This is a genomic window from Pseudomonas sp. NBRC 111143 (assembly GCF_001320965.1).
In the GTDB taxonomy this organism is placed as follows: Bacteria; Pseudomonadota; Gammaproteobacteria; order Pseudomonadales; family Pseudomonadaceae; genus Aquipseudomonas; species Aquipseudomonas machongensis.
In genome coordinates this window covers 1-18031 of record NZ_BCBT01000063.1, presented here as the reverse complement: position 1 = coordinate 18031, position 18031 = coordinate 1, and the positions used below count along the sequence as shown (strand labels likewise).

At 63.8% G+C, this 18031-nt stretch carries 18 protein-coding genes; 4 read left to right on the top strand and 14 right to left on the bottom strand.

Going from position 1 to position 18031, the window contains the following annotated elements; translation table 11 throughout:
• The first annotated feature begins 57 nt into the window (after positions 1-57).
• Positions 58-1335 carry a Zn-dependent hydrolase gene (locus APH44_RS25025; protein ID WP_054895106.1) on the top strand — a complete coding sequence of 426 codons (1278 nt, stop codon included), beginning with the start codon at positions 58-60 and terminating at the stop codon, positions 1333-1335.
• A gap of 1 nt (position 1336) precedes the next feature.
• The gene (locus tag APH44_RS25020) at positions 1337-2746 is read left to right on the top strand and encodes an amidase (protein WP_054895105.1); all 1410 of its coding nucleotides are present in this window, start codon (positions 1337-1339) and stop codon (positions 2744-2746) included.
• Positions 2747-2799: 53 nt separating this feature from the next.
• Here APH44_RS25020 and thiO read toward each other — a convergent pair whose 3' ends face one another.
• Genes thiO through APH44_RS30775 form a run of 5 tightly spaced genes read right to left on the bottom strand, consistent with a single transcriptional unit; the run spans position 2800 to position 5823 of the window.
• Positions 2800-3897, bottom strand: a complete 1098-nt coding sequence (gene thiO / locus APH44_RS25015) for a glycine oxidase ThiO (protein ID WP_054895104.1) — start codon at positions 3895-3897, stop codon at positions 2800-2802.
• A gap of 31 nt (positions 3898-3928) precedes the next feature.
• Positions 3929-4318: a type IV pilin protein gene (locus APH44_RS25010; protein ID WP_054895103.1), complete on the bottom strand. Its 390-nt coding sequence runs from the start codon at positions 4316-4318 to the stop codon at positions 3929-3931.
• A gap of 1 nt (position 4319) precedes the next feature.
• Positions 4320-4802, bottom strand: a complete 483-nt coding sequence (locus tag APH44_RS25005; protein ID WP_054895102.1) for a hypothetical protein — start codon at positions 4800-4802, stop codon at positions 4320-4322.
• Entirely contained in the window at positions 4799-5464 is a 666-nt protein-coding gene (locus tag APH44_RS25000; RefSeq protein WP_054895101.1) for a PilW family protein, read from the bottom strand. The genes APH44_RS25005 and APH44_RS25000 overlap by 4 nt, the downstream gene beginning before the upstream one ends.
• Entirely contained in the window at positions 5461-5823 is a 363-nt protein-coding gene (locus APH44_RS30775) for a prepilin-type N-terminal cleavage/methylation domain-containing protein (RefSeq protein ID WP_371105618.1), read from the bottom strand. The genes APH44_RS25000 and APH44_RS30775 overlap by 4 nt, the downstream gene beginning before the upstream one ends.
• A 110-nt stretch (positions 5824-5933) precedes the next feature.
• Between APH44_RS30775 and APH44_RS24990 the strand changes: the two genes are divergently transcribed.
• Positions 5934-6341: a GspH/FimT family pseudopilin gene (locus APH44_RS24990; protein WP_054895100.1), complete on the top strand. Its 408-nt coding sequence runs from the start codon at positions 5934-5936 to the stop codon at positions 6339-6341.
• Here APH44_RS24990 and ispH read toward each other — a convergent pair whose 3' ends face one another.
• From ispH to murJ, 6 genes are all read right to left on the bottom strand, one after another.
• Positions 6342-7289 carry a 4-hydroxy-3-methylbut-2-enyl diphosphate reductase gene (ispH, locus tag APH44_RS24985; RefSeq protein WP_054895099.1) on the bottom strand — a complete coding sequence of 316 codons (948 nt, stop codon included), beginning with the start codon at positions 7287-7289 and terminating at the stop codon, positions 6342-6344.
• A 14-nt stretch (positions 7290-7303) separates the two neighbouring features.
• A complete protein-coding gene (locus tag APH44_RS24980; protein ID WP_054895098.1) occupies positions 7304-7741 on the bottom strand; it encodes a peptidylprolyl isomerase in 438 nt (145 codons plus the stop codon).
• Positions 7734-8249 (bottom strand): signal peptidase II, encoded by a 516-nt coding sequence (lspA, locus tag APH44_RS24975; RefSeq protein WP_054895097.1) that lies wholly within the window; start codon positions 8247-8249, stop codon positions 7734-7736. The genes APH44_RS24980 and lspA overlap by 8 nt, the downstream gene beginning before the upstream one ends.
• Positions 8242-11073 carry an isoleucine--tRNA ligase gene (gene ileS / locus APH44_RS24970; protein ID WP_054895096.1) on the bottom strand — a complete coding sequence of 944 codons (2832 nt, stop codon included), beginning with the start codon at positions 11071-11073 and terminating at the stop codon, positions 8242-8244. The genes lspA and ileS overlap by 8 nt, the downstream gene beginning before the upstream one ends.
• A complete protein-coding gene (ribF, locus tag APH44_RS24965; protein ID WP_054895095.1) occupies positions 11070-12020 on the bottom strand; it encodes a bifunctional riboflavin kinase/FAD synthetase in 951 nt (316 codons plus the stop codon). Before ribF ends, ileS begins: the two co-directional genes overlap by 4 nt.
• A gap of 118 nt (positions 12021-12138) precedes the next feature.
• Complete coding sequence (gene murJ, locus APH44_RS24960) at positions 12139-13677, bottom strand: murein biosynthesis integral membrane protein MurJ (RefSeq protein ID WP_054895094.1); 1539 nt, start codon at positions 13675-13677, stop codon at positions 12139-12141.
• A 253-nt stretch (positions 13678-13930) separates the two neighbouring features.
• Between murJ and rpsT the strand changes: the two genes are divergently transcribed.
• Positions 13931-14209: a 30S ribosomal protein S20 gene (gene rpsT / locus APH44_RS24955; RefSeq protein ID WP_029614579.1), complete on the top strand. Its 279-nt coding sequence runs from the start codon at positions 13931-13933 to the stop codon at positions 14207-14209.
• Between the two features lie 118 nt (positions 14210-14327).
• Here rpsT and APH44_RS24950 read toward each other — a convergent pair whose 3' ends face one another.
• Genes APH44_RS24950 through APH44_RS24940 form a run of 3 tightly spaced genes read right to left on the bottom strand, consistent with a single transcriptional unit; the run spans position 14328 to position 17890 of the window.
• Positions 14328-16628: a PqiB family protein gene (locus APH44_RS24950; protein WP_054895093.1), complete on the bottom strand. Its 2301-nt coding sequence runs from the start codon at positions 16626-16628 to the stop codon at positions 14328-14330.
• On the bottom strand, positions 16621-17244 hold the full coding sequence (locus APH44_RS24945) for a paraquat-inducible protein A (RefSeq protein WP_054895092.1): 624 nt from the start codon (positions 17242-17244) through the stop codon (positions 16621-16623). The genes APH44_RS24950 and APH44_RS24945 overlap by 8 nt, the downstream gene beginning before the upstream one ends.
• Positions 17231-17890, bottom strand: coding sequence for a paraquat-inducible protein A (locus APH44_RS24940; RefSeq protein WP_054895091.1), 660 nt, complete (start codon positions 17888-17890; stop codon positions 17231-17233). The genes APH44_RS24945 and APH44_RS24940 overlap by 14 nt, the downstream gene beginning before the upstream one ends.
• Between the last annotated feature and the right edge of the window lie 141 nt (positions 17891-18031).

Below are 18031 nucleotides of genomic sequence, written 5' to 3'. Positions count from 1 at the left end.
ATATCGCCACGCGCCGCCCGCGAAGAAGGCCTCTAATTGCTACAGGAGAGACGCACCATGAACACCCGCATCGATCCCTCGCAACACCTGCTCGGCCAGGGCGCCCTGGTCAACCGCGAGCGCCTCTGGCAATCGCTGATGGATCTGGCCCGGCTCGGTGCTACGGCCAAGGGCGGTGTATGCCGCCTGGCGCTGACCGATCTCGACCGCCAGGCCCGCGACCTGTTCGTGCACTGGTGCGAAGAGGCTGGCTGCACGGTCAGTGTCGACGCCATCGGCAACATCTTCGCCCGCCGCGCAGGACGCAACCCGGCACTGGCGCCGGTCATGACCGGCAGCCATATCGATACCCAACCCACCGGCGGCAAGTTCGACGGCTGCTACGGCGTCATGGCCGGGCTCGAAGTGGTGCGCACCCTCAATGACCTTGGCCTGCAGACCGAGGCCCCACTGGAAGTGGTGGTGTGGACCAACGAAGAAGGCTCGCGCTTCCCACCGTGCATGATGGGCTCGGGCGTGTTTGCCGGTAAGTTCGGTCTGCAGGAGACCCTCGACAAGGTCGACGAACAGGGCCTTTCGGTGGGCGCGGAGCTTCAGCGCATCGGTTACGCCGGCCCGCGGGTGCCCACCGGGCATCCGGTCGGCGCCTATTTCGAAGCGCATATCGAGCAGGGGCCTGTGCTGGAGGACCAGCGCACCACCATCGGTGTGGTTCAGGGCTGCCTGGGCCAGAAGTGGTTCGACCTGGTGTTCACTGGCGTCGAGGCCCATGCAGGCCCGACGCCGATGCACCTGCGCAAGGATGCGCTGGTGGGCGCTGCCGAGGTGGTGGCCGCAGTCAACCGCGTGGCCCACGCCCACCAGCCACATGCCTGCGGCACCGTCGGCTGCCTGAACGTGCACCCCGGTTCGCGCAACGTGATTCCCGGCCAGGTGCAGATGACCCTCGACCTGCGCCACCTCGACCCCGCCCACCTGGATGCGATGGTCGCCGAGGTGCGCGAGGTGATCGAGGCCAGTGCCGCCCGCCATGGCCTGAGTTTCGAGCTCACCCCCACCGCCGACTTCCCTCCGTTGTACTTCGCCGAGCAATGCGTCGATGCGGTACGCCAGGGTGCGCGCGAATTGGGCTTGAGCCACATGGACATCGTCAGCGGCGCTGGCCACGATGCGATCTTCCTCGCCGAACTGGGCCCGGCCGGGATGATCTTCGTGCCGTGTGAAGGCGGCATCAGCCATAACGAAATCGAGAACGCCGCGCCGCAGGACCTGGCAGACGGCTGCGATGTGCTGCTGCGCGCCATGGTCCAGGCCGCCAACCCGGGAGCCCATTGAGATGACAGGCAAGACCGCCATCGGTGAATTCAGTGCCACCGAGCTGCTCGAACTGTACCGCCGCCGCCAGTTGTCGCCCCTCGAAGTGATCGACGACGTGCTGGCCCGCATCGACCTGCACAACCCCGCCGTCAACGCCTACTGCCATGTCGACGGCGAAGGCGCACGCGCCGCTGCCCGCGCCAGCGAACGCCGCTGGCAGCGTGGTGAGCCGTGCGGACGCCTGGACGGCTTGCCCGCGTCGATCAAGGACCTGACCTTGACCCGCGGCATGCCGACACGCAAGGGCTCGCGCACTACCTCGGGTACAGGGCCGTGGGAGGTCGATGCACCGTTCAGTGCCTTCATGCGCGAAGCTGGCGCAGTGCTGGTGGGCAAGACCACTACGCCGGAGTTCGGCTGGAAAGGGGTCACCGACAACCCGTTGTACGGCATCACCCGCAACCCCTGGGATACCCGCCTGACCGCTGGCGGGTCGTCTGGCGGTGCGGCAGCAGCAGCGGCGCTCAATCTCGGCGTGCTGCACCAAGGCAGCGATGCCGGTGGTTCGATTCGAATCCCCTGCGCCTTCACCGGCACCTTCGGCATCAAGCCGACCTTCGGCTACGTACCGCAGTGGCCAGCCAGCGCCATGACCGTGCTGTCGCACCTGGGGCCGATGACCCGTACGGTGGCTGACGCCGTGCTGATGCTCGACTGCGTAGCCCGCCCCGACCCACGCGACGGCCTGGCCGGAGCCCCACGCCAGTCGCCCTGGCTGGACGACTCGACAGACCTGCGCGGCCTGCGTATCGCGTACAGCGCCGACTTCGGCTACATACAGGTCGATCCGCAGATCCAGGCACTGGTGGCCCAGGCCGTGCAACGCCTGGCGCGCCTGGGGGCGACGGTGGAGGAAGTCGATCCAGGGTTCAGCGACCCGCTGCAGACCTTCAATACCCTGTGGTTCGCGGGCGCGGCACGCTTGGCCAGTGGACTGAGCGAGGCACAACGGGACTTGCTCGACCCGGGCCTGCGCGGGATCGCCGAGCAGGGGGCTGGCATCAGCCTGGCCGATTACACCCAGGCACTGGAAGCACGTGCCGAGCTGATCGCGCAGATGAACGCCTTCCACCAGCGTCATGACGTGCTGCTTTCCCCGATGCTGCCGCTGGTCGCTTTCGAAGCCGGGCACAACGTGCCGCCAGGGTCGGGCATGGCGCAGTGGATGGAATGGACGCCCTTCAGCTACCCGTTCAACCTGACCCAGCAGCCTGCGGCGTCGGTCCCCTGCGGCTTCACCCGCGAGGGGTTGCCGGTGGGGCTGCAAGTAGTGGGCGCGCGCTTTGCCGATGAACAGGTGCTAAGGGTATGCAAGGTGTACGAACAGCATTACCCGAGTCGGCACCTGCAGGCGCCGCACCGGCACTGAAGGGTGTGCAAAATACGCAACGGCCTTGCGCGACGCGGGGCCGCTGCGTGTTGTCAGCCCAGACGCCCGGCCGGGGCGTAGGGCGCAGGATCGATGATCGGCTCGGCGCCGGTCAGCAGGTCGGTAAACAACTGGCACGAAGCAGGCGCCAGCACCAGACCGTTGCGGTAATGCCCGCAGTTGAGCCACAGCCCGGCGTGCCCAGGCACCGGCCCGATGTAGGGAATACCTTCAGGCGAGCCCGGTCGCAGCCCGGCCCAATGCCCAACGACCGGTGCGTCCTTCAGTTGCGGCAACAGTTCGATCGCCGAAGCCCGCAGGCTTTGCAGCGCAACCTCGGTCGGGGTCTTGTCGTAGCCCTCGTGCTCAAGCGTGCTGCCCACCAGAATATGTCCGTCACGCCGTGGAATCGCATAGCGCCCCTTGGCCAGTACCATGCTCGGCAGAAAGTCCGCATCGCACTTGAACAGGATCATCTGGCCCTTTACCGGCTCCACCGGCAACTCCAGCCCGAGGGTGCGCAACAGGTCGCCACTCCAGGCACCGGCACTGAGCACCACTTCGTCGGCGGCCAGCACGCCTTCATCCGTCAGAACGCCGGTCACGCGCCCGTCTTTCTGGGCGAAACCGCTGATCTGGCAGTGTTCGCGCAGGCTGACGTTAGTCAGTGCCAGCAACGCGGCTTTCAGCGACTTCACCAGGCGCGGGTTGCGTACGTTGGCCACGCCCGCCATGTAGATCGCGTGCTGATAACCTGGGCCGAGCACCGGCACGGCGTCATAGGCCGCCGAGATGTCGACGGCGCTCAAGGGACGTTGTTCGCGTGCAGCCCAGGCCAGGGCCTGGGCTTCATCGTCGAGGTCGAGCCAGTACAAACCGGTGGTGTGCACTTCAGGATCGACACCCGTGCTGGCGAACAGACGCTCGCCCAACTGTGGATAGAAATCCTGCGACCAATGCGCCAGGGCGGTCACCGCCGGGCTGTAGCGCCACGGATACAGGGGCGAGACGATACCCCCGCCGGCCCAGGACGACTCACGACCGACCTCGCCCTGGTCGCACACCACCACACGGTCAACCTTTGCGGCCAGGTTGAAGGCAGTCAGCAGACCGATCACCCCGCCACCGACAATCACTACGTGCTTGCTCATCTGTCGATCCAACACCTGAAGTAAAAACGCCTCACCAACAATCCGCCTCATCCAGCGCCCCAGGATTCGCACGCACACCGGCCTGGTCAAGCTGGTAGTCGCCACAGCGATCACGCGCCATCAGCCCCTGGGGCTGACGCTCGGCCAGCAGCCGATAATGGCCGTGCTCGCGCCAGGCTCGCAGGCGGTAGAAACGGCTACCCTCGGGCAGCGGTGTCTGCCACTGCTCGCTGTCGGCATACTGGCCGGTACGGGCGTAGTGGTATTGCAGACGCTGGGCAGTATCGTGCAGCAGGCCGACCGCTTCGCCGCGCGCGGCACGCCGAAGCTGGTCGCTGTAGCTGGGATAGGCAACGCTCGCCAGAATGCCGGTCACGGCCACGACAAGCAACAGCTCCATAAGGCTAAGGCCACGTTGCATCTCAAGACTCCCTGAATCGCTGGCGCCAGGCGATACGCCGGGGTGCCTGGGCCTGTCCGGGCTCGACCGCATAGATCGCCTCCAGTACCTGCCGTGCGCGGGCCTGACGGCTTACCGCAGTGATCCGGAACAAGACCACCCTCGCCCCTTCCGGCATGTGCACAGCGCGGGTGCTCACCCCCAGTTGCTGCACCAGAAAGAAACCGTGCTCGCTGGCCTGCCACGGTGGCTGCCCATCGATCAGGTCATGGGGTGCGGGCGGTGGGGCGCACACCTGGCAGGGCGAAGGGGGCGCCAGGGCGAGCTGCAGCGCGCCCGCCAGCAGGCTCGCCTCGGCCTCTTCAAAGGCGCGCGCGGCCGCCAGCGCGCTGCCCGCCAACGCCATCTGCTGCAGCGTGTCACGCAGGGCCGAGATGGAAAACAGACCCAGCAGCAGGCTCAGCACCAGGGCCAGCAGCAAGACCATTCCGCGCTGGGCGCTCATGACGATGGCAACCGGTTGCGCAGGGCAACGCTCAGCGCGTAGTTTCGCTCGACGCCCAGCACAGGATCGCCAAGGGTCAACTGCAGGTCCACGCGCTCCCCCTCATTGCCCACGACACGGGTGACACGAAAAGCACGCACATTGTCGATGAGCACGGCATTCATGCCGCCGCCGCTGAGCATCAGGCCGTCGCCTTGAAAGCGGTAGGTCTGCCGCCGCACCGGGAACGCCAGCGTAGTGTCGCTACCGGCTTGGCGTGCCGGATGAACCTCGGCCCAGGTGAGACAATCGGTGAGCAGCGTCCAGTCCGGGTTGCCTCCTGCCCCTCGCACGTCGGCCGTCACCAGGCTGAGCGTGACCTCGCGGCCATCGCCGGCATGGGATATCTGCAACGGCTGGGCGAAGGCCTGTGCAGCAGAGGGGTCGATGAACTCGATGGCTTCGGGTGCCAGGCAGCCGAACATGCCGGTCATGCGAATGTCCTGCGCCAGCCGCTGAAAGGCGAGCGAGGCGTCATCCTGCATCCGCGACAGCGCGCCTTGCACGCGCCAGGCTTGCTGGGCCGACACCAGAGCTTGCCCCGCAGCGGCCAGCAGCATCAAGCCCAAGGCCAGTGCCAGCAGGGCCTCCAACAGGCCGAAGCCTCGTTGTCGAGGCGTCATGGCAGCACCCTGCCCTGCAGAGCGATGACCTGCGCCTCGCTGCTGCGTGGGTCATGCCAGCGAATCTCCAGCTGCAACCACTCTCCGGCCACGACCGCCCGCCCCTCACCGCGCGGGTCCAGCAGCGAACCTATCAGTGCGCGCCAGCCGTGCAGCGCCTCGGGTTCAAGGGTACCGCTCGCCCTCACACGCTCGAACAACAGGTGCGCCAACTGCACCGCCTGTGCATCGCGCCGCGCGCCCTCGCCGGCCTGCACTGCGCGTATCTGCGATGCCGCCGCGGCGAACAAGCCGAGCGACAGCACCAGCACTGCCAACACCACTTCCAGCAAGGTCATGCCCTGCTCCCTGTGCACCATGGTTTCGCCTCCTGCGAAATTTCCCGCCAAGCCTGATCGGCCTGGCTGACTGGACCTCCTGGTCCGCAGCACCGAAGCTACAGCGAAGCACTTCCAGGGAGGAATGCACGATGCGGCAACAGGGAGTAACACTGATACAAATGATGAGCGTACTGGCCATGGTCGCGCTTCTGACACAGCTCGCGGCACCGGCCTACGCCAACTTGACCGAAGACCTTCGCCAGGCCGCAGCCGCCCGCGACCTGGCACAGAGCCTGCGAAGCGCACGTGGCGACGCATTGCTGCAGAACCGGAGCGTTGTGGTGCAACCGCTGGAGGGGGATTGGGGAAAGGGTTGGCAAACAGTGCTGGAAGGCAACCAACAACTGCTGCGCGACAATGGCGCATTTTCCGGCGGCACCTTGCAGATCTGCCAACGTGCGCAGGGCAGCAGTCAGCATCGGGTCGTTGTCGCACCTAGCGGGCGAGTCAGCCTGCGCAGCGGGGCGAGCGAAGCGCCGCGCTGCGCAGGCCCCTGATCAGATCAGCGAGCGAACCCGCAGCTCCTTGGGCATCGAGAAGGTGATGTTCTCTTCACGCCCATCGAGCTCCTCAGCGCCCGTAGCGCCCCAGGCCTTGAGCTGCTCGATCACTCCACGCACCAGCACCTCGGGCGCAGAAGCGCCTGCAGTGATGCCGATGCGCTGGACGCCGTCGAACCAGGCACGCTGCAGGTCTTCGGCACCGTCGATCAGGTAGGCCGGCGTGCTCATGCGTTCGGCCAGTTCGCGCAGACGGTTGGAGTTGGAGCTGTTCGGGCTGCCGACCACCAGCACCACATCACTCTCATCGGCCAGTTGCTTGACCGCATCCTGACGGTTCTGGGTGGCGTAGCAGATATCGTCCTTGCGCGGACCACCAATATTCGGGAAGCGTGCACGCAGGGCATCGATGACGCGACTGGTGTCGTCCATCGACAGCGTGGTCTGGGTGACGAACGCCAGGTGGTCAGGATCGCGGACCTGCAGGGTGGCGACATCCTTTTCGTCCTCGACGAGGTAGATGGCGCCGCCATTGCTGGCGTCATACTGGCCCATGGTGCCTTCGACTTCCGGGTGTCCGGCATGACCGATGAGAATGCATTCACGGCCATCACGGCTGTACTTGGCCACCTCGATGTGCACCTTGGTCACCAGCGGACAGGTGGCGTCGAACACCTTCAGGCCACGACCGGCCGCTTCCTGGCGCACGGCTTGCGAGACGCCGTGGGCACTGAAAATGACGATCACATCGTCCGGGACCTGATCCAGCTCTTCGACGAAGATCGCGCCGCGGTTGCGCAGGTCCTCGACGACGAACTTGTTGTGCACCACTTCGTGGCGCACGTAGATCGGCGGCCCGAAAACTTCCAGGGCACGGTTGACGATCTCGATCGCCCGGTCGACACCCGCGCAGAAGCCACGCGGGTTGGCGAGTTTGATTTGCATGCTCGGCTCCAGGCTCACAGCGCCTTCACATCGAGGATCTTGACCTCGAAGTTCAGGGTCTTGCCAGCCAGCGGATGGTTGAAGTCGATGGTCACCTGGTTGTCATCGAAGGCTTTCACCACACCCGGAAGTTCGGTGTTGGCGGCATCGTTGAAGATCACCAGCAGGCCCTCTGACAGCTCCATGCCGTCGAACTGCGAACGGGGCATCACCTGCACGTTCTGCGGGTTGGGCTGACCAAAGGCGTTCTCAGGGGTGATGGTCAGCTTGCGCTCGTCGCCGGCCTTGAAGCCGAACAGTGCAGTCTCGAAGCCCGGCAGCAGGTTGCCATCGCCGACCTTGAACACGGCGGGTGCCTTGTCGAAGGTGCTGTCGACGGTGTCGCCGTTTTCCAGGTGCAGCGCGAAGTGCAGGGTGACTTCGGTGTTCTGGCCGATACGGGTCTCAGTCATGGACCGGCTCCTCGGTTTTCTTGCTCTTGAACATGTCCAGCGCCAGCATCACCGCACCGACGGTAATCGCACTGTCGGCCAGGTTGAAGGCCGGGAAGTAGTGGGTGTTGCGCCAGTGGACGAGGATGAAGTCGACCACATGCCCCAGCACGACGCGGTCCCACAGGTTGCCGATGGCACCACCCAGCACCAGGGCCAGCGCGACCGCCAGCCAGGTCTCGTTGCGCCCCAGGCGCTTGAGCCAGACCACCAGTACGGCGCTGACCACCACGGCGATCAGGGCGAACAACCAGCGCTGCCAGCCCGAGCTGTCGGCCAGGAAGCTGAAGGCCGCGCCCGTGTTGTAGGCCAAGGTCCAGCTGAAGTAGTCGGGAATGACCACGATCTGCTGATACATGGTCAGGGCGTTGTCGAAATACAGCTTGGTGGCCTGGTCGAGGACCAGGACCACCAGGCTCAGCCAGAGCCAGGCAAGGCGCCCGAAGCGCCCCGCTGCAGGATTAGGCATAGTGGCGCACCTCACCGTTGCCGCTGATGTTGTCGACGCAGCGAGCGCAGATCTCCGGGTGTTCCGGATGGCTGCCGACGTCGGCGCGGAAGTGCCAGCAACGGCCGCACTTGGCATGGCCGGACTTGACCACTTTCAGCTTGAGGCCTTCGACTTCGGTTGTCACCGCCTCGGCCGGCGCCTGGACGAACGGCACCACGCTGGCGGCAGAGGTGATCAGCACGAAGCGCAACTCGTCGCCCAGCTTGGCCAGGTCGGCGCTCAGGCTTTCCTCGGCGAAGAGCGTGACTTCGGCTTGCAGGTTGCCACCGATGACCTTGGCCACGCGCTGGTTCTCCAGTTCCTTGTTGACCGCCGCCTTGACCGCCATGATGCGGTCCCAGTAGGCGCGATCCAGCTCGCTGTCCTGTGGCAGCTCGCTCAGGCCCTGATACCAGGTGTTGAGCATGACCGACTCGTTGCGCTCGCCCGGCAGGTACTGCCAGATCTCGTCGGCGGTGAAGGCCAGGATCGGCGCGATCCAGCGCACCAGCGCCTCGCTGATGTGGTACAGCGCGGTCTGGCAGGAGCGGCGCGCAACGCTGTTGGCGCCGGTGGTGTACTGGCGGTCCTTGATGATGTCGAGGTAGAAGCCGCCCAGCTCCTGCACGCAGAAGTTGTGCACCTTGGAGTAGACGTTCCAGAACCGGTACTCGGCGTAGTTCTCTTCGAGCTCACGCTGCAGCAGCAGGGTGCGATCGACCGCCCAGCGGTCCAGGGCCAGCATGTCTTCGGCCGGCAACAGGTCGCGCGCCGGATCGAAGCCGGACAGGTTGGAGAGCAGGAAGCGCGCGGTGTTGCGGATACGCCGGTAGGCGTCGGCGCTGCGCTGCAGGATCTGCTCGGAAACGGCCATCTCGCCGGAGTAATCGGTGGCGGAAACCCACAGGCGCAGGATGTCGGCGCCCAAGGTGTTGTTGACCTTTTCCGGCTCGATGGTGTTACCCAGCGACTTGGACATCTTGCGGCCGTTCTCGTCCACGGTGAAACCGTGGGTCAGCAGCTCGCGGTACGGCGCGTGGCCGTCGATGGCGCAACCGGTCAGCAGCGAGGAGTGGAACCAGCCGCGGTGCTGGTCGGAGCCTTCCAGGTACAGGTCGGCGCGCGGGCCGGTGGTATGGCCGATGTCGTGCGAGCCACGCAGCACGTGCCAGTGGGTGGTACCGGAGTCGAACCAGACGTCGAGGGTGTCGGCGATCTTGTCGTACTGGCCGGCCTCGTCACCCAGCAGTTCCTTGGCGTCGAGCTTGAACCAGGCCTCGATGCCTTGTTTCTCGACGCGCTTGGCCACTTCTTCCATCAGCTCGACGGTGCGAGGGTGCAGCTCGCCGGTCTGTTTGTCGAGGAAGAACGGGATAGGTACGCCCCAGTTGCGCTGACGCGAGATGCACCAGTCAGGACGGTTGGCGATCATCGCGTGCAGGCGAGCCTGGCCCCAGGACGGCACGAACTTGGTGTCTTCGATGGCCTTGAGCGCACGCTCACGCAGGTTTTCACCGTTGTTGGGCTGCTTGTCCATGCCAACGAACCACTGTGCGGTGGCGCGGTAGATCAACGGGGTCTTGTGGCGCCAGCAGTGCATGTAGCTGTGGCTGATGGTTTCGGTTTGCAGCAGCGCACCGACTTCCTGCAGCTTCTCGACGATGGCCGGATTGGCCTTCCAGATGAACTGGCCACCGAAGAACTCCAGCGATGGCGCGTACACGCCGTTGCTCTGCACGGGCGTGAGAATGTCGTCGTTGACCATGCCGTAGCGCTTGCAGGTGACGAAGTCGTCCTCACCGTAGGCCGGCGCGGAGTGGACCACGCCAGTACCGGCGCCCAGCTCGACGTACTCGGCCAGGTAGATGGGCGACAGGCGCTCGTAGAACGGGTGGCGGAAATTGATCAGTTCCAGCGCCTTGCCTGGCGCGGTGGCCACTACCGAGCCTTCCAGCGCGTAACGCTTCAGGCACGACTCGACCAGTTCCTCGGCCAGCACCAGCAGGCGCTCGCCGGTATCGACCAGGGCGTAGTTGAAGTCCGGGTGGATGTTCAGCGCCTGGTTGGCCGGAATGGTCCAGGGGGTGGTGGTCCAGATCACGATCGCGGCAGGCTTGTTCAGCGAAGCCAGGCCGAAGGCGGCGGCCAGTTTGTCCTGGTCGGCGATCGGGAAGGCGACATCGATGGTCTGGGATTTCTTGTCGGCGTACTCGACCTCGGCCTCGGCCAGGGCCGAACCGCAATCGAAGCACCAGTTCACCGGCTTGAGGCCCTTGAACACGTAGCCTTGCTTGACCATCTCGGCCAGGGCGCGGATCTCGCCAGCTTCGTTGGCGAAGTCCATGGTCTTGTAGGGGTTGTCCCAGTCGCCCAGCACACCCAGGCGGATGAATTCGCTCTTCTGCCCTTCGATCTGCTCGGCGGCATAGGCGCGGCACAGCTCGCGGGTCTGGTCTGGCGTCAGGTGCTTGCCATGGGTGACCTCGACCTTGTGCTCGATCGGCAGGCCATGGCAGTCCCAGCCCGGCACGTAGGGTGCGTCGAAGCCCGACAAGGTCTTGGACCGGACGATCATGTCCTTGAGGATCTTGTTCAGCGCGTGACCGATGTGGATTTTGCCGTTGGCATAGGGCGGGCCGTCGTGCAGGACGAACTTCGGACGATCCTTGCCAATCTCGCGCAACTTCCGGTACAGGCCAATGCTGTCCCAGCGCTGCAGGATCTGCGGTTCGCGCTGAGGCAGGCCGGCCTTCATGGGGAAGGCGGTGTCCGGAAGGTTAAGCGTGGCTTTGTAGTCGGTCATTTCAGGCTCTTGGTTAGCGGTTGAGCGTGCCAGTGGGCACGTGCGGCGGCGATGTCCGCGTCGATCGCCGACTTCAGCGCCTCCAGGGAGGCGAATCGCTGCTCCTCGCGCAGCTTGTGGTGGAACTCCACTGTCAGACGCCGGCCATAGAGGTCGCCGGTGTAGTCCAGGAGATGGATTTCCAGGTGGGGACGCCCATCACCCTTGACGGTGGGACGAACCCCGATGTTGCCGACACCCGGCCAAGGCGTGCCGTCGATTTCGATGCTGGTCAGGTAGACCCCGGACAGCGGCACGCGACGGCGCTTGAGCTGGATGTTGGCGGTGGGCGTGCCGAGCTGGCGGGCCAGTTTCTGGCCGTGCAGCACGCGCCCGGTAATGCGATACGGACGGCCCAGCAAGTGCTCGGCCAGCTCGAAGTCGGCTTCGGCCAGGGCCTTGCGCACTTCGGTGCTGCTGACGCGCAGGCCGTCCTGGATCACGGTGTTGGCCGCCTCAACGGTGAAACCGTACTGCTGGCCGGCCTGGACCAGGAAGTCGAAGTCGCCGGCACGATCGCAGCCGAAGCGGAAGTCGTCGCCGACTTCCAGGTGACGCACGCCCAGGCCATCGACCAGCACCACCTTGACGAACTGATCGGCGCTGAGCTGGCTAAGACGCTGGTTGAAGGCCAGGCACAACACCCGGTCGATGCCTTCGTCGGCCAGCAGCTCGACCTTGTCGCGCAGACGCGCCAGCCGGGCCGGCGCAGTGTCCGGGGCGAAATATTCCCGCGGCTGCGGCTCGAAGATCACCACGCAGGTGGGCAAGCCCAGCTCCTGGCCGCGCTCACGCAGGCGCGCCAGGATGGCCTGGTGGCCCCGGTGAACCCCGTCGAAGTTGCCAATGGTGGCGACACAGCCCCGGTGCTCGGGGCGCAGGTTGTGAAGACCTCGAACCAGCTGCATAACGCGCTTCTTGCTCATAAAGTGGCCGATTATAACCACACCGGGGCGCTGGTGACAGGCAGCAGTGCCACTGTGGGCCGTGGAATGCGAAAAACCGACGCCTGGCCCTGCCCCGACCTCAGTGCAGCGCCTTGCGGACAAAGTGCCGAGGGCGGAAACCGCACAGGAACAGGCACCCGAAGTAGGTCACCACACCCGCGCCGATCAATGCGCCGAGGCGCAGGAAACGCTCGAGCATGTTGCCCTGCTCCCAGGCTGGCATGAAGTGCATGCCCAGCAGCAGCACGCCAGACATCAGCGCCACCGCCAGTACCAGCTTTAGCAGGAATACCATCCAGCCGGCCTGGGGCTGGAACAGGCCTTGGCTGCGCAGCTTCCAGAACAGCAACCCGGCGTTGAGGCAGGCCCCCAGGCTGATGGCCAGGGCCAGACCTGCATGTTGCAGCGGGCCGATCAGGGCGAGGTTGAACAATTGCGTGCAGACCAGGGTGAAGATGGCGATCTTCACCGGCGTACGGATGTTCTGCTGCGCGTAGAAGCCGGGCGCAAGCACCTTGACCAGGATAATCGCCAGCAGACCGACCGAATAGGCGATCAGCGCGCGCTGGGTCATGGCGGCATCCGTGGCGGTGAACTTGCCGTACTGGAACAGCGCCACGGTCAGCGGCTCGGCGAGGATCGCCAGGGCCAGGGTACAAGGCAGCACCAGCAGGAAGCACAGGCGCAGGCCCCAGTCGAGGATCCGCGAATACTCTTCACGGTCCTTGTTGGCGTAGGTCTTGGCCAGGGTCGGCAGAAGAATGGTGCCCAAGGCTACGCCCAGCACACCGGAAGGAAGCTCCATCAGGCGGTCGGCGTAGTACATCCAGGACACCGAACCGGCGACCAGGAAGGAGGCGAAGATGGTGTTGATGATCAGCGAAATCTGACTCACCGACACCCCGAGGATCGCCGGCAGCATCTGCTTGAGCACGCGCCATACCCCGGTATCGCGCAGGTTCAGCCGTGGCAGCACGAGCATGCCGATCTTCTTCAAGGCTGGCAGCTGGTACAGCAGCTGGGCCAGCCCCCCCGCCAGCACGCCCCAGGCCAGGGCCATGATCGGCGGGTCGAAATAGGGGGTGAGGAACACGGCGAAGGCGATCATCGCCACGTTCAGCAGGGTCGGCGTAAAGGCCGGCACCGAGAAGCGGTTCCAGGTATTGAGGATCGCCCCGACCAGCGACGACAGGGATATCAGCAATATATAAGGAAACGTCACACGCAACAGTGCGGTGGTGAGTTCGTATTTCTCGGCACTGTCGACAAAGCCGGGGGCCGTGACCCAAACCACCCAGGGCGCGGCGAGTATGCCCAGGGCAGTGACCAGAGCCAGGACCAGCGTGAGCAGGCCACTGACATAGGCGATGAAAGTACGCGTGGCCTCCTCGCCCTGCTGGGTCTTGTATTCGGCAAGAATCGGCACGAAGGCTTGGGAAAACGCGCCCTCGGCGAAGATACGCCGCAGCAGGTTGGGCAGTTTGAAGGCAATGAAGAAGGCGTCGGTAGCGATGCCGGCGCCGAAGACCCGCGCCAGAATGGTGTCGCGCACGAAACCCAGCACCCGCGAAATCATGGTGATGGAGCTGACTGCAGCCAGGGATTTGAGCAGGTTCATCGAAAAGTTTTACGCCTGGGACTTGAGAGCGCTGCCAGATGACGCCCGGATGTGCGATAATCCCGCTTCTTTGCAGGGGTGCCAAAAACTCCCGAGTTTACAGGTCGTTGCGTAGAAAGGAATCTCTCCTTCCGCGCACACATGCCACTCGGCAGATCCTTGCAACTGGCCTTGACATCCGTCCGACTCATCGGCATGATTCGCGGCCTTATTTGTTTGCTATTTACCCAAAAGTCTTTCGAGGAGCTCGACGGTGGCCAACACACCTTCCGCCAAGAAACGTGCAAAACAGGCTGAGAAGCGTCGCAGCCACAACGCCAGCCTGCGTTCCATGGTCCGTACCTACATCAAGAACGTAGTCAAGGCCATCGACGCTAAAGACGCCGAAAAAGCGCAAGCTGCTTACACTCTGGCTGTGCCTGTAATCGACCGCATGGCCGATAAAGGCATCATCCACAAGAATAAAGCTGCTCGCCACAAAGGCCGTCTGAATGGCCACATCAAGGCGCTGAAAGAAGCTGCAGCTGCCTAAGCGACACGCTTTAACAAAAACCGACCTTAGGGTCGGTTTTTTGTTGCCTGCGATTTAGCTGGCCATCGACAGGTCAACCAAGAAGTCCGGGCCGCGATAAGCGGCCCCGGACTCATTGCTACTTGCCCACCGGGATCTTCGGCGCCCATTGCAACCAGGCATCATCCGGTTTATCGAACAGGGCGAAGGTCTGCTGCGGCCGCGCGGGATTGCCCATCTGCTCGCCATCCGGCGTTGCAAAGGCGATCCCTCCGTCGATGAGGGTTTCCAGCGATTCGGTCCGCACCGTGGCCCCCTTGAACAGCCCCCAGTCAAAGCCGAAACCACTGCTGTTCCAGAACCGGCTGCCGCCCCGCACCAAGGCGGCATAACGTGGCTCGATCAGAATGTGGATCAACACCCGGTCCGCACTCTGCCCCAGTTCGTAGCCCGTGACCTTGCCAACCTGTACTTCACGGTAGGTGACTGGTACACCCGGCTTTATCGAACCACGACGCGAGGCGCTCAACGTCAGCGGCAGGCCGACTTCCTGACCAACCACCTCCGGCGCTTCGGGCAAGGCGATGAAATCCCGCTGCGGGCCCTGGCTCTTCAATGCCGGCTGTACCTCCAGGTACTGACCGCCGATCAGGGTATCCAGGTTCTCTGTGCGCACCAGCCCGAATGCCGGCTTCACCACCCAGAATTGCGTGCCTGCCCGGGCAATGCGGTCCGCAGCATCGGTGATCCGCGCACGCAGCAGCACAGCCTGCAGGTCGGAGGTCAGGTCGACGCTTTCAATGCTGCCTACGTCCAGGCCACGGAAGCGGATCGGCGTACCGGGCTTGAGACCATCGGCACGCTCCACACGGATGGTCACGAGAGTGCCGGCACGGTTGGCTGCCTCCTCGTTCTCCAGCAGGCGGAAACGTGGAATGTGTCGTTTGAGCGGCACGTTCTGCTGCGGCGTGTCAAAAGCGATGCCTCCGGCCATCAGGGTCTGCAACGACTCACTCTTGATCTTGATACCCGACAGGCCGCCAGTGAGCGTGATACCGCTGGCATTCCAGAAGCGTGTCGAACCGTTCACCAGGCCGGCATACTCTTTCTCGATATGGACGCCAATCAGGATACGCTTGCTGTTGCGTGCGAACTGGTAGCTCTGCACGCTACCGACCTTGACCTGGCGATAGGTTACTGGACTACCTACCTCGAGCGAGCCGAGCGTGTCAGCGAACAGCACCAGGTGCAGGCCCGGCGCCTTGAGATCGAGCGGTGGCGCCTTGGCCCTAGCCTCGAACTCACGCTGCGGTCGCGCGCCTTTCTCACCCGGACGAATGGCGATGTAGTTACCCTTTACCAGCGCCTCCAGGCCGGTGATGCCCGCCAATGAAATGGACGGTTTGACCACCCAGAACTGGGTACCTTCCACCAGGTAGTCTTCGGCCAGCGGGTCCAGCGTGAGCTCGGCCATGGCGCCATCGAGGCCATCATCGATCTTCAGCGTTTTCATGGAGCCCACCTGGATACCCTTGTACATTACCGGGGTACGTCCAGCCTGCAGGCCTTCGTAATCGGTCAGGTGCACCTTGATGCGGATACCAGCCTGAGCTGCCTCGAAGTCCTCATAGAGACGGAACGGAAGGCTCGGATCGGTGGGCGGGCTGTCCTTGCGATGCTCTGGAGTAGCGAAGGCGATGCCGCCAGCCACGATGCTCGACAGCGATTCACTGCGCACCTTGACGCCCGACAGATTGGCATCAATGCTGATGCCGCTGGCATTCCAGAAACGCGTGTGTTTGCGCACCAGACCAGCGTATTCAGGCTCGATGAACAGCTTGATCTCGACCGTTCCATGGTCGTCTGACAGGCGATAGCTTTTTACCTTGCCCACCTGGATCTGCTTGTAGAACACCGGGCTCTCACGATTGAGCGAGCCCAGGCGCTCGGCCTTGAGCGTCAGGTGCAGGCCGGGCTCCTTGTCAGAAAGCGGTGGCGCCTCGGCCAGTGCGGTGAAGCGACGGGTAGGTTCGCCCTGCCCTGGATCAACGGCGATGTAGTTGCCGGAAACCAGTGTCTCCAGCCCGGAGATCCCAGCCAGGCTGACGCTCGGCTTGACCAGCCAGAAGCGCGTACCTTTATTCATGTGCGGCTCGGCCGTCTTGTTCATCTCGATGGTGGCGATCACACCCGTGTTGCTGCCCTCGGCATCCAGCACCAGGCTAGTAACCTTGCCCACCGACATGCCCTTGTAGATCACCTCGGTCTTGTTGGCGACGATACCCTCGCCGGTTTCGAAACGAACCTGAATCTCCACGCCAGCGTCACGATAGGCCTGCCAGGCAAGCCAGCCCCCGATCATCAGGGCGATCAGCGGCAGAATCCAGATGGCCGACCAGTTCGAGGCTGGGCGTGTTTTGGCCGTTGGCAAGTCACTCATGGTCGTCGTCCGACTCCGTGTTATCCCAGATCAGTCGGGGATCGAAAGTTAAAGCAGCAAGCATCGTCAGGATCACCACACTGGCAAAGGCGACGGCGCCCAGGTTGGCTTCGACACTGGCGATGCGACCGAAATTCACCACCGCCACCAGAATGGCGATGACGAAGATGTCGAGCATCGACCAGCGACCGATGAATTCGATAAAGCGGTACATAAGGATCCGCTGCCGGGCCGAGAGCGGCTGATGACGCTGCACCGAATAAAGCAGCAGGCCAATGCCCACCAGCTTGAAGGTCGGCACCAGAATACTGGCAATGAATACCACCGCGGCAATGGGCAGCATGCCGTGCTTCATCAGGGTGATGACCCCGGACATGATGGTGTCCGGGCTGCCCTGGCCCAAGGTGCTGACGGTCATGATCGGCAGCAGGTTGGCCGGGATGTACAGGATCATCGCAGTGACGAGCAGCGCCCAGGTGCGCACGATACTGTTGGGGCGACGCGCATGCACGATGGCACCACAACGAGTGCAGGCCTGCGAGTCGCTGCCCGGCTCCTGGCGATTGAGCTCGTGACACTCGTTGCAGACCAGGATACCGGCATCAATCGCCCGCATGGGTATCCTCCCCGGAGAGCGCTACCCATATCTGATGCGGCGACATCACCACCTCCAGCCAGACCTGCACCAGCAACAGGCTGATAAAGCAGAACAAACCGAGCCCGACGGTCAGTTGCGCCAGGTCGACAAGCTTGACGATCGCTACCAGCACGCCCATGAAGTACACCTCGAGCATCCCCCACTCCCGCAGGTGATGATAGATGCGATAGAACAACAGGCCATGACCACGACCGATATTCAGGCGAATGCTCAGCAGTACCAGGAGTTGGCACAGCAGCTTGAGCAACGGAATGGCCATGCTGCACAGGAACACCACAGCGGCGACGCCACGCATTTCAGAGTTGTACAGGCCCAGAACACCACTCCACACCGTGTCGTCAGCGGTCTGGCCGAGCAGGTGCAGTTGCATGATAGGCAGGAAATTGGCCGGGATATAAAGGAACAGCGCGGTCAGCACCAGCGCGAGGCTGCGATTGACGACATTGTAACGATGCGCATAGAGCTCGTAGCCACAGCGCGGACACTGGGCTTTCTCGCCATGCTGCAGCACGGGCTTGCGCAGCAGCAGGTCACACTCGTGACAAGCCACGAGGTCTTCCAGCGGCAGGCTGGCCAGCGCTTCGGGATCGGCAGGGTTGGACATAGGGAGTTCTGATAGGAAAGTCGGCTCTATTCTAGTGTTCAGACTCGAAATGTGGGAGATGGTGCTTTGCAAAGGCGGTTACGAATGGTGTCGGCCACCGGCCTGCTCTCGGCAGCGAATGCCGCTGGCTCTTGAACGCGG

Coding starts and splice junctions, on each gene's coding strand:
- APH44_RS25025 (WP_054895106.1), top strand. CDS start 58: ATGAACACCCGCATCGATCCCTCGCAACACCTGCTCGGCCAGGGCGCC.
- APH44_RS25020 (WP_054895105.1), top strand. CDS start 1,337: ATGACAGGCAAGACCGCCATCGGTGAATTCAGTGCCACCGAGCTGCTC.
- thiO (WP_054895104.1), bottom strand. CDS start 3,897: ATGAGCAAGCACGTAGTGATTGTCGGTGGCGGGGTGATCGGTCTGCTG.
- APH44_RS25010 (WP_054895103.1), bottom strand. CDS start 4,318: ATGCAACGTGGCCTTAGCCTTATGGAGCTGTTGCTTGTCGTGGCCGTG.
- APH44_RS25005 (WP_054895102.1), bottom strand. CDS start 4,802: ATGAGCGCCCAGCGCGGAATGGTCTTGCTGCTGGCCCTGGTGCTGAGC.
- APH44_RS25000 (WP_054895101.1), bottom strand. CDS start 5,464: ATGACGCCTCGACAACGAGGCTTCGGCCTGTTGGAGGCCCTGCTGGCA.
- APH44_RS30775 (WP_371105618.1), bottom strand. CDS start 5,823: ATGGTGCACAGGGAGCAGGGCATGACCTTGCTGGAAGTGGTGTTGGCA.
- APH44_RS24990 (WP_054895100.1), top strand. CDS start 5,934: ATGCGGCAACAGGGAGTAACACTGATACAAATGATGAGCGTACTGGCC.
- ispH (WP_054895099.1), bottom strand. CDS start 7,289: ATGCAAATCAAACTCGCCAACCCGCGTGGCTTCTGCGCGGGTGTCGAC.
- APH44_RS24980 (WP_054895098.1), bottom strand. CDS start 7,741: ATGACTGAGACCCGTATCGGCCAGAACACCGAAGTCACCCTGCACTTC.
- lspA (WP_054895097.1), bottom strand. CDS start 8,249: ATGCCTAATCCTGCAGCGGGGCGCTTCGGGCGCCTTGCCTGGCTCTGG.
- ileS (WP_054895096.1), bottom strand. CDS start 11,073: ATGACCGACTACAAAGCCACGCTTAACCTTCCGGACACCGCCTTCCCC.
- ribF (WP_054895095.1), bottom strand. CDS start 12,020: ATGCAGCTGGTTCGAGGTCTTCACAACCTGCGCCCCGAGCACCGGGGC.
- murJ (WP_054895094.1), bottom strand. CDS start 13,677: ATGAACCTGCTCAAATCCCTGGCTGCAGTCAGCTCCATCACCATGATT.
- APH44_RS24950 (WP_054895093.1), bottom strand. CDS start 16,628: ATGAGTGACTTGCCAACGGCCAAAACACGCCCAGCCTCGAACTGGTCG.
- APH44_RS24945 (WP_054895092.1), bottom strand. CDS start 17,244: ATGCGGGCGATTGATGCCGGTATCCTGGTCTGCAACGAGTGTCACGAG.
- APH44_RS24940 (WP_054895091.1), bottom strand. CDS start 17,890: ATGTCCAACCCTGCCGATCCCGAAGCGCTGGCCAGCCTGCCGCTGGAA.